Below are 9907 nucleotides of genomic sequence, written 5' to 3'. Positions count from 1 at the left end.
GCACTGGGCAGGGTGATCCCCTTCTCCGCGAGCCGGCTTTCGATCGTTGCGGTCATGCTTGGCCTCATCACTCTCGTCGACATGGACGCGACGAGCCCGCCGTGATCGGCTAGAGACCGTGCGCAGCAGTGGCAGACCACAGCTTCGATACGGGGTAAAGATGCACGTTCAACAGCTCCTCGCCGCAACGGCCTTGGCTGCCCTGGCTGCCCAGCCCTCGCTCGCCGAACCGCTCCGCGCGCATGAGGCGGTCTACGAACTCAAGCTGGCGGAACCGACTGACCAGATCTCGGCCGTCGATGCCCGCATCGCATTGCAACTGACCCGGAAGGATTGCGACACGTTCGCGCTCGACTACCGCTTCGTTGCGCGTTTCCACCAAGAAGACGAGATCACCGTCACCGATCAGGGAACGCGTACACAGGAACGCCTCGACGGCTCCGTGCTGGCTTTCGACACGCAGACCCTCGTCGACGGAACCGCTCAGGAGCGGGTCGAGGGAGAGGCGAAGAACGACGCCGGCGCAACGAAGGTGCAATACAAGGAGCCGGTCCAGCGTGAGGCTTCCATACCATTGGCAAGCTTTCCCCTGCAGCACACCGCCCGCCTGATCGCGCGCGCGCGGGCGGGGGACCGGATCGTCGAGGCCAAGCTTTTCGACGGCGACGCGGAAGCGGAGAAGGGATTGACCACGACGTCGGTCATCACGTCGAGCAACGGACCGCCGACGCCCGCCATCGCCGAAAGCGTGCGTGGTCTCAAATCCTGGCTCGTAACCGAATCCTATTTCAACGCCGATAGCGACGACGACGGCCAGCCGATCTTCGAGACGCGCTACCGACTTTTCGAGAACGGTGTTTCCGACGAGCTGACGATGAATTTCGGCGCGTACACGTTGGAAGGCCGGTTGAGCCGCCTGTCATATCTCGACCCGGCCGAATGCCCGCCTTCGACGGGAGAACATTGAACCGGCGCAAGAAAGCTTCCTATATAGGTTCGTGGTCGTGCGTATTGCCGGGACGCCGTTCCTGGTGTATGCGCGCCGCTATTCCACACACGGATGTCGGGTTCAGGACGGTTCTTCCGTCACGATCCCACCGGTGGCGATCCAGTCGGTCGCTCTGATCCGTGGAGGCGATAACCGGTTCAAAAGGAACGAACACGATGGCACTGCCCGACTATTCCATGCGTCAGCTCCTCGAGGCTGGCGTCCACTTCGGCCACCAGACGCACCGCTGGAACCCGAAGATGGAGCCGTTCATCTTTGGCGCTCGCAACAACATCCACATCATCGATCTCGCGCAGACGGTTCCGCTTCTGCACCGCGCGCTGCAGGCGGTGTCGGACTCCGTGTCGCGCGGCGGCCGTGTCCTCTTCGTCGGCACGAAGCGTCAGGCGTCGGAGATCATCGCCGACGCGGCCGACCGTTCGGCTCAGTATTACGTCAACGCCCGCTGGCTCGGCGGCATGCTGACCAACTGGAAGACCATTTCGAACTCGATCCAGCGTCTCCGCAAGCTGGACGAAATCCTGTCCGGCGAGGCGCATGGCTACTCCAAGAAGGAGCGCCTGACGCTCCAGCGCGAGCGGGACAAACTCGACCGCGCGCTGGGCGGAATCAAGGACATGGGCGGCGTGCCGGACATGATCTTCATCATCGACACCAACAAAGAAGCGATCGCGATCGACGAGGCCAAGCGCCTCGGCATTCCGGTCGTGGCGGTGGTCGACACGAACTGCGATCCCTCGCGCATCGACTACCCGATCCCGGGCAACGACGACGCGGCTCGCGCCATCTCGCTTTACTGCGACCTGATCGCCCGCGCGGCGGTTGATGGCATCGGCCGTCAGCAGGGTTCGATGGGCGTCGACATCGGCGCTATGGAAGAGGCTCCCGTGGAGCCTGCGCTGGAAGAAGCCGACGCCTCGACCGAGGAGCAGTCCGCCCCCGCCGCGGCCTGATCTTCCCAAACCTTTGCAGCCGACGGCGCGTCATGGCGCCGTCACCTGTCCGGCGCACCATTTCTTCCGGGGAACGGTGCGCCCTTTCTTTATAGAGGCCGACTGATGACGATTTCCGCTTTGATGGTGAAGGACCTGCGCGAGAAGACCGGCGCAGGCATGATGGACTGCAAGACGGCGCTCGCCGAAACCAACGGCGACATGGAAGCCGCGATCGACTGGCTGCGCGCCAAGGGGATCGCCAAGGCCGACAAGAAGTCGGGTCGCACGGCGGCCGAAGGCCTTGTCGGCGTGGCGTCCGAGGGTTCCAAGGCCGTTGTCGTCGAGGTCAACTCCGAGACCGACTTCGTCGCGCGCAATGACGCCTTCCAGCAGTTGGTCCGTCAGACCGCCGAAGTCGCGCTGACGACAGACGGCTCGGTCGATGCCGTTGCCGCCGCCACCAACCCGACGAGCGGTAAGTCGGTCACCGATACCATCAAGGACGCCGTCGCCACGATCGGCGAGAACATGAGCCTGCGCCGTGCCGCCATGCTCGAGGTTCCGCAGGGCGTGGTCGCGACCTACATCCACAACGCGGCCGCCGACGGCCTCGGCAAGCTCGGCGTCCTCGTGGCGATCGAATCGGCGGGCGACCCGGTGGCGCTCAACGCCTTCGGTCGCCAGGTCGCCATGCACGTCGCGGCCACCAACCCGCTTGCGCTGACGGACGGCGAGATCGACGCCTCCGTGGTCGAGCGCGAAAAGGCCGTCTTCTCGGAGCAGGCCCGTCAGTCGGGCAAGCCGGAGAACATCATCGAGAAGATGGTGGAGGGTCGCCTGCGCAAGTTCTACGAGGAGGTCGTTCTTCTGAAGCAGAACTTTGTCATTAATCCTGATCTGACGGTCGAGAAGGCGCTCGAGGCTGCGGCGAAGGAAGCTGGCGCGCCGGCCAAGATCGTCGGCTTCAAGCGCATCGCTCTCGGCGAGGGCGTCGAGCGCGAGCAGAGCGACTTCGCGGCCGAGGTCGCTGCGGCCGCCGGCAAGAAGTAAACGCTCGATCGGCCGAAGGCGGCCGACGAAACGCTGGGCCGCCCGCCTTGAGAAGCGGGCGGCCTTCCTGTATCGGAACCCGGTTGCTCGAACAGGTGCATGATATGACAGTCCGATTCCGCCGCGTCCTCCTCAAGGTATCGGGCGAGGCGTTGATGGGCGGGCAGGGGTTCGGCATCGACGTCGCCGTGGCCGACCGCATCGCCACCGATATCCGGGACGCACGGGAGCTTGGCGTCGAGATCTCCGTCGTGATCGGCGGCGGTAATATCTTCCGGGGCGTCGCCGTTGCCTCGAAGGGCGGCGACCGTGTGACCGGCGACCACATGGGCATGCTCGCGACCGTCATCAACGCGCTGGCACTTCGCACCTCGCTGACGAAGATGGGCGTCGATGCGATCGTGCTGTCCGCGATCGCGATGCCGGAGATCTGCGAGAGCTTCTCGCAGCGCGCGGCGTTGGCGCACGCAGCGGCGGGACGGGTCGTCATCTTCGCAGGCGGCACCGGCAACCCTTTCTTCACGACCGATTCAGCCGCCGCCCTGCGCGCGGCCGAGATGGGGGCGAACGCCCTCTTCAAGGGCACGCAGGTCGACGGCATCTACAGCGCCGACCCGAAGCATTACCCCAACGCCGAGCGCTACGACGCGCTGACGCACGACGAGGTGCTCAACCGTGGCCTCGCCGTCATGGACGTGACGGCGGTCGCGCTGGCACGCGAGAACAAAATCCCGATCGTCGTATTCTCGATCCACGAGAAGGGTGAGTTCTCGCGTATCCTGACGGGGGGCGGTCGCTCGACCATCGTAACGGACTGACGCATCAGCTGTCCGTCTACGGCAACACGTATGCCGACAACACTTGACCGAAGGACCCGCAATGGCCGCTCTTGACCTGAACGAACTGAAGCGCCGCATGGACGGAGCCGTGAACTCGTTTCGGAGCGACCTGGCCGGACTGCGCACCGGACGCGCATCCGCCAACCTGCTCGACCCAATCGTCGTCCAGGCCTATGGTTCGCAGATGCCGCTCAATCAGGTGGCCAACGTGACCGTTCCCGAACCCCGCATGGTGGCCGTCTCGATCTGGGACAAGTCCATGGTCGGCGCGGTCGAACGTGCGATCCGCGAGTCGAGTCTTGGGCTCAACCCGATCACCGACGGAACCACGCTGCGCATCCCGTTGCCCGAACTGAACGAACAGCGCCGCAAGGAGCTCGTCAAGGTCGCTCATACCTACAGCGAGAACGCTCGCGTCGCGGCACGCCACGTGCGTCGCGACGGCATGGAGCTGTTGAAGAAAGCGGAAAAGGACGGCGACATCAGCCAGGACGACAGCCGCACGATGGCGGACCGCGTTCAGAAGATGACCGACGAGACCATCGCCGAGATCGATAAGGCGCTTTCCGTCAAGGAAGCCGAAATCATGCAGGTTTAGACCTGTACGTTCAGGAAGCGGCGAACCGTCGGTCGGGACATCGGAGCCAAGTGGTGGAACAGATGCGGCACCCACAACACGTCGCCATCATCATGGACGGCAATGGCCGCTGGGCGAAAGCCCGCGGTCTACCGCGCACGATGGGACATCGGCGCGGCGTGGAGGCCGTTCGCGAGGCCGTGCGCACGGCCCGCGAACTGGATATCCGCTATCTCACGCTGTTCGCCTTCTCGTCGGAAAACTGGAAGCGACCGCCGGACGAGGTGAGCGAGCTTTTGCGCCTCCTCAAGTTCTTCATCCGCCGCGACTTGGCCGAACTGCACCGTGAAGGCGTGCGCGTGAAGGTCATCGGATCCCGCAGCGATCTGGCACCCGAGATCCGAGGTCTCCTGGAGGAAGCGGAGCAGCTGACGGCTGGCAACGATCGCAATACGCTGATCATCGCCTTCAACTACGGAGCGCGCGACGAGATGGCGCGTGCCATGCGCCGCATCGCCGAGAAGCTCGTTGCCGGAGAGGTCACCGCCGAGCACGTGACCCCGGACTATCTCGATGCCCATCTCGATACGGCCGGCATTCCCGATCCGGATCTCATCATTCGAACGAGCGGCGAGCTCCGGCTGTCGAACTTCTTGTTGTGGCAGGCGGCTTATTCGGAATTCGCCTTTCTGCCATGCTTCTGGCCCGACTTCGATCGTCGCGCGTTCGAGGATGTGGTGCGCAATTTCGGGCAGCGCGACCGCCGGTTCGGCGGCCTGTCCCGGGAGATAGCGTCCTAGCGATGGGTCTTGGCCTCGCGCGCATTCTCAATGCTCCAACCTGGACGGATCTGCGCTCAAGGCTGATTTCGGCGGTGGTGCTCGGCATCGCCGTGCTGATCCTGACGTTCATCGGCGGAGTGCCGTTTCGTCTGCTCTGCTGTGCCGCCTGCGTCATCGTCTTCGACGAATGGTCTCGCATGACCCGCGCAAAGCGGGCAGGCGACATCTACGCCTTCGCTCGGCGAACCCTCTTCGTCTCGTTGGTCGCCTTCCTCTTCCAGTACCATGGCCTCGCGCTTCTGATCGTCACCTTGGCCACGGCTTTCATCGCGATCGTCGATCGCGGAGAACGCAAAGCAGACTGGGTGATGGGTGGGCTGGTCTATTCCGCGCTGGCCGGTATGGCACCGGGTATCCTGCGGGACGGCGGTCCCGAAGGTCTGGCGGTGCTCGGACTCGTGATCTGCACCGTTTGGGCCACCGACGTCTTCGCCTACTTCACGGGGCGCAGTCTCGGCGGCCCCAAGCTCATGCCGCTCGTTTCTCCCAAAAAGACTGTATCCGGCGCAGTTGGGGGGCTTGTCGCCGGAACCGCCTTTGCTGCAGGTTTTGCCTACTTGCTGACCGGTCACGTCACCGGGCTCATCATCGTGTTGGCGGCGGTCCTGTCGACCGTTGGACAAGCGGGCGATCTCTTCGAATCGTGGATCAAGCGACGCTTTGGCGTGAAGGACTCGGGTCGTCTGATTCCGGGTCACGGCGGACTGATGGATCGCATTGATGCCCTGATCGTGGCAGCGGCCGTCGCGCTGGTGTTCGGCATGGCGGTAGCGGGCCTGGATCATCCCGCGCGCGCCATCTTCGCCTTCTAGATGATAGAATGACGTATGGTGGCGCGGTCGGCGCCGACCTCATGTTGGGATGAAGTCCGATGGATATCGCAGGCTGGTTCGGCACGCTGTGGGACTCGGCCCTGATCAAGGTCGTGCCCTTTCTTTTCGTTCTCACCGTGATCGTCTTCTTCCACGAACTCGGTCATTACCTGGTCGGGCGATGGTCCGGCATTCGCGTGGACGCGTTCTCCGTTGGCTTCGGCCCCGAACTCATCGGCTTCGATGATCGCCACGGCACGCGCTGGAAGCTGTGCGCGATCCCGCTGGGTGGATACGTCAAGTTCTGGGGCGATGAGAACGCGGCGAGCGTTCCCGACGCATCAGCAATGGCGCGGATGTCGCCCGAGGAACGTAAGGGCGCGTTTCCGGCGGCAAGCGTCGCGCGCCGCGCCGCGACGGTCGCGGCAGGACCCATCGCGAACTTCATTCTTGCTATCGCGATCTTTGCCGGCACAGCTTACGTCAGCGGCATCGTCGTCGGTGATCCAGTGGTAGCCGAGGTGCGGCCGGGCTCGCCCGCCCAGACGGCCGGCGTGGCACCCGGCGATCGAATCGTGTCGGCTGACGGAAGCCCGATCGGGACGTTCGCCGACCTGCAGCGCTACGTGGCGTCGCGAGCGGATGTCCCGATCGCGCTCGAGGTCGACAGATCGGGCGGCCGCGCCAAGCTGACGGTCACGCCGCGCGAGGAGACGCAGACCGACAACTTCGGCAACGCCTTCAAGGTCCCAGTGATCGGTATCGTGGCCAACACGGAAAGCGCTGCGTTCCGCACGGTCGATCTCGGACTGGGGGATGCGCTCGCATACGGTGTTTCCCAAACCTGGTTCGTCACTGAGCGAACGGTGGCCTTCATCGGGGGCATTTTCGGCGGTCGTCAAAGCAGCGATCAGATCGGTGGCCCCATCCGCATCGCGCAGATGTCGAGTCAGGTCGCGGCCCTCGGCTTTGCGCCGCTGTTGAACCTCGCCGCGCTCCTCTCGATCTCGATCGGACTGCTCAATCTCCTGCCGATCCCGATGCTGGATGGTGGGCATCTAATGTTCTACGCCGCGGAAGCCGTGCGAGGACGCCCGCTGAGTGCGCGGGTGCAGGACGTTGGTTTTCGGATCGGGCTCGCACTCGTCATGCTTCTCATGGTATTCGCATTCTGGAACGATCTGACCAGCCTGACCTGATTGAGTCGGGCGTCGGTTCGTTCAGGGGTTTTGGCAGGGGATATTTGCAGGTCGTTAACCATACGCCGATGGCCGCGTGGCGGCTTCGCAACGGTTTTCCGTTTCCTAAACGGAATCCGGCCAGTTTGGTTGAACGTGACTGCAAAGCCGATACAAACGCAAAGCGCTTCACAGAGAGCGCGCCGGCGGTCGGCGGAATAGGAAAAGGTAGTGGTGGTATGAAGGCTGGGTCGAAGCTGATGAGCGCGCTGTCCGCAGCGGCTCTTTCGTCCACCGTGCTCGCAGCTTCCGCGATCAGCATTCAGCTGGCCACGTTGTCCGAAGCTGACGCCGCCGTCGTGAACCGCATCGAGGTTCGCGGCAATCAGCGCGTCGACTCGGAGACGGTCCGCAACCTCACCCAGATCCGCACCGGCCAGAACATCACGGATGCGGACGTCGACGCGGCAGTGACACGTCTGTTCGCAACCGGCCTCTTCTCCGACGTCCGCGCCAATCAGAGTGGCGGCACGCTGGTCGTCAACGTCGATGAGAATCAGATCGTCAGCGAGGTTGTCTTCCAGGGCAACAAGCGGATCAAGAACGAGCAGCTGCAGTCGATCGTCCAGACGGCTTCGCGGCAACCGTACAATGCCTCGACCGCCCAGGCGGACGTGGATGCGATCAAGGCCGCCTACGTTCGCACGGGCCGATCCGACGCGACCGTCTCAGTCCGCACGCTTCCCGCCGAGGGGAACCGCGTCAACGTCGTCTACGACATCAACGAGGGTGACCGGACGAAGATCGACACGATCAATTTCGTCGGCAACAATGCCTTTGGAGACAGCCGCCTGAAGGAGGTCATCTCGCTGCGCGAGTCCGGCCTCTTCTCCTTCCTTCAGAAAAACGACATCTACGACGAAGACCGCCTGCGCGCGGACGAGGAGACGCTTCGGCGTTTCTACTTCAATCGTGGCTATGCGGATTTCCGCATCGTGTCTTCGGTGGCGGAGCTGGACCCGGCGAAGAACGCCTACTTCATCACGATCACCGTTGAGGAGGGCGAGCGCTACGCCTACGGCAACATCAACATCGACTCGACGGTCCCGGGCATCGATGGGGAGTCGCTGCGCGGCGAACTCAAGACCAAGTCTGGCGACACGTACAGTGCCGAGGATGTAGAAGAGTCGCTCGTCAACCTGACCAATGCGGTCGCCAATTCGGGCTACGCTTTCGCGCAGGTGACACCGCGCGGTGATCGCGACTTCACCAACCACACGATCTCGATCAACTACGTCATCGATCAGGGCCCTCGCGCCTATGTCGAACGGTTGGAGATCCGCGGCAATACCAAGACGCGCGACTACGTGATCCGTCGCGAGTTCGACGTCTCGGAAGGTGACGCCTTCAACCAGGTTCTCGTCCAACGCGCCAAGAAGCGTCTGGAAGGCTTGCGCTTCTTCAAGAGCGTCAACGTGTCGACCGCTCCCGGCTCGGAGCCGGACCGCGTCATCGTCATCGTCCAGGTCGAAGAGCAGTCGACCGGCGAGTTCTCGATCGGCGGTGGCTACACGACTGGTGGCGAAAGCTCCGGTCCCGTGGCCGAGATCGGCGTCACCGAGCGCAACTTCCTCGGCCGCGGGCAGTTCGTGAAGGTCTCGGCCGGGTTCGGAGAGAATACACGGTCCTACAACCTCTCGTTCACCGAACCCTACTTCCTCGGTCGCCGCCTTGCGGCGGGTTTCGATCTCTACCGCACGGAAAACTCCTCCTCGACGGCATACGACATCGTGCGCAACGGCGGTGCGCTTCGTCTGGCGGCACCGATCACGGAAGACCTTACGGCGCAGGTCGCCTACAACTACAAGCAGGAGACCTTCGGCGACAGTCAGGGTCTCGCCCTGCGCGACGCAGCCGGCAACTACGTTCTCGGGCCGACGGGCTACATCTTCACGACCTGCGCCGATCCGGTTGCGCCGCTTTACACGGCGTCGCCGATCATCAATCAGGCTATCTGCGACAGCCCGTACTCGACCTCGTCGGTTTCGTATGCGCTGACCTACAATACACTGGACAACCAGCAGGACCCCCGCAACGGCTTCTTCGCGCAGGCTGGGCAGGAAGTCGCAGGTTTGGGTGGTGACGCGAAGTTCATCCGCACGACCGGGCGCGCGTCGTACTTCAGCCTTCTGTCGGAAGAGTACGATCTGATCGGTCAGTTGAGCGGCGGTGCCGGCAACGTCACGGCTCTCGGCGACGATCTGCGCGTGTTCGACAACTTCTTCAAGGGTCAGGACATCGTCCGGGGCTTCAAGTACCAGGGTCTCGGCCCCCGTCAGAACGGCGTGGCGATCGGTGGCACGAATTACGTGAACGCGTCCGCCGAGGTGACTTTCCCGCTGCCGCTCGTTTCCCGTGACTTCGGTTTCCGCGGTGCGGCCTTCGCCGATGCCGGCTCGCTCTGGGGACTGGACAACATCGAGAACGAGTTCGGCATCCAGGGCGAAGATTTCTCGCTGCGGGCCTCTGCTGGTGTCGGTCTGATCTGGGCGTCGCCGTTCGGCCCGCTGCGCGTCAACTATGCGCAGCCGTTGGCCAAGGAAAGCTTCGATCGTACCCAGCAGTTCTCGTTCGGCTTCTCGTCTCGCTTCTGATCTCAGAACGA

The 9907-nt window shown here is 63.5% G+C and carries 9 protein-coding genes; all 9 read left to right on the top strand.

Annotation, left to right across the window (positions count from 1 at the left end; translation table 11 throughout):
• The first annotated feature begins 160 nt into the window (after positions 1–160).
• The 9 genes from AUL35_RS00425 to bamA all read left to right on the top strand — a co-directional run bounded on the left by AUL35_RS00425 (position 161) and on the right by bamA (position 9896).
• The gene (locus AUL35_RS00425) at positions 161–967 is read left to right on the top strand and encodes an EipB family protein (RefSeq protein WP_062010929.1); all 807 of its coding nucleotides are present in this window, start codon (positions 161–163) and stop codon (positions 965–967) included.
• Between the two features lie 197 nt (positions 968–1164).
• Positions 1165–1962, top strand: coding sequence for a 30S ribosomal protein S2 (rpsB, locus tag AUL35_RS00420; protein ID WP_062010927.1), 798 nt, complete (start codon positions 1165–1167; stop codon positions 1960–1962).
• 105 nt (positions 1963–2067) lie between these two features.
• The gene (gene tsf, locus AUL35_RS00415) at positions 2068–2994 is read left to right on the top strand and encodes a translation elongation factor Ts (RefSeq protein ID WP_062010925.1); all 927 of its coding nucleotides are present in this window, start codon (positions 2068–2070) and stop codon (positions 2992–2994) included.
• Between the two features lie 104 nt (positions 2995–3098).
• Positions 3099–3812, top strand: coding sequence for a UMP kinase (pyrH, locus tag AUL35_RS00410; protein ID WP_062010923.1), 714 nt, complete (start codon positions 3099–3101; stop codon positions 3810–3812).
• A gap of 61 nt (positions 3813–3873) precedes the next feature.
• Complete coding sequence (frr, locus tag AUL35_RS00405) at positions 3874–4431, top strand: ribosome recycling factor (RefSeq protein WP_062010920.1); 558 nt, start codon at positions 3874–3876, stop codon at positions 4429–4431.
• 2 nt (positions 4432–4433) lie between these two features.
• Complete coding sequence (locus AUL35_RS00400) at positions 4434–5210, top strand: isoprenyl transferase (RefSeq protein ID WP_280137311.1); 777 nt, start codon at positions 4434–4436, stop codon at positions 5208–5210.
• 2 nt (positions 5211–5212) lie between these two features.
• Entirely contained in the window at positions 5213–6064 is an 852-nt protein-coding gene (locus AUL35_RS00395; protein WP_062010918.1) for a phosphatidate cytidylyltransferase, read from the top strand.
• Between the two features lie 59 nt (positions 6065–6123).
• Positions 6124–7263: an RIP metalloprotease RseP gene (rseP, locus tag AUL35_RS00390; RefSeq protein WP_062010916.1), complete on the top strand. Its 1140-nt coding sequence runs from the start codon at positions 6124–6126 to the stop codon at positions 7261–7263.
• Positions 7264–7481: 218 nt separating this feature from the next.
• Positions 7482–9896 (top strand): outer membrane protein assembly factor BamA, encoded by a 2415-nt coding sequence (gene bamA / locus AUL35_RS00385; RefSeq protein ID WP_062010914.1) that lies wholly within the window; start codon positions 7482–7484, stop codon positions 9894–9896.
• Positions 9897–9907: the final 11 nt, after the last annotated feature.

The sequence above is a fragment of the Aureimonas sp. AU4 genome (assembly GCF_001463765.1).
Classification (GTDB): domain Bacteria; phylum Pseudomonadota; class Alphaproteobacteria; order Rhizobiales; family Rhizobiaceae; genus Aureimonas.
This window is presented reverse-complemented; position numbering and strand designations above follow the sequence as displayed.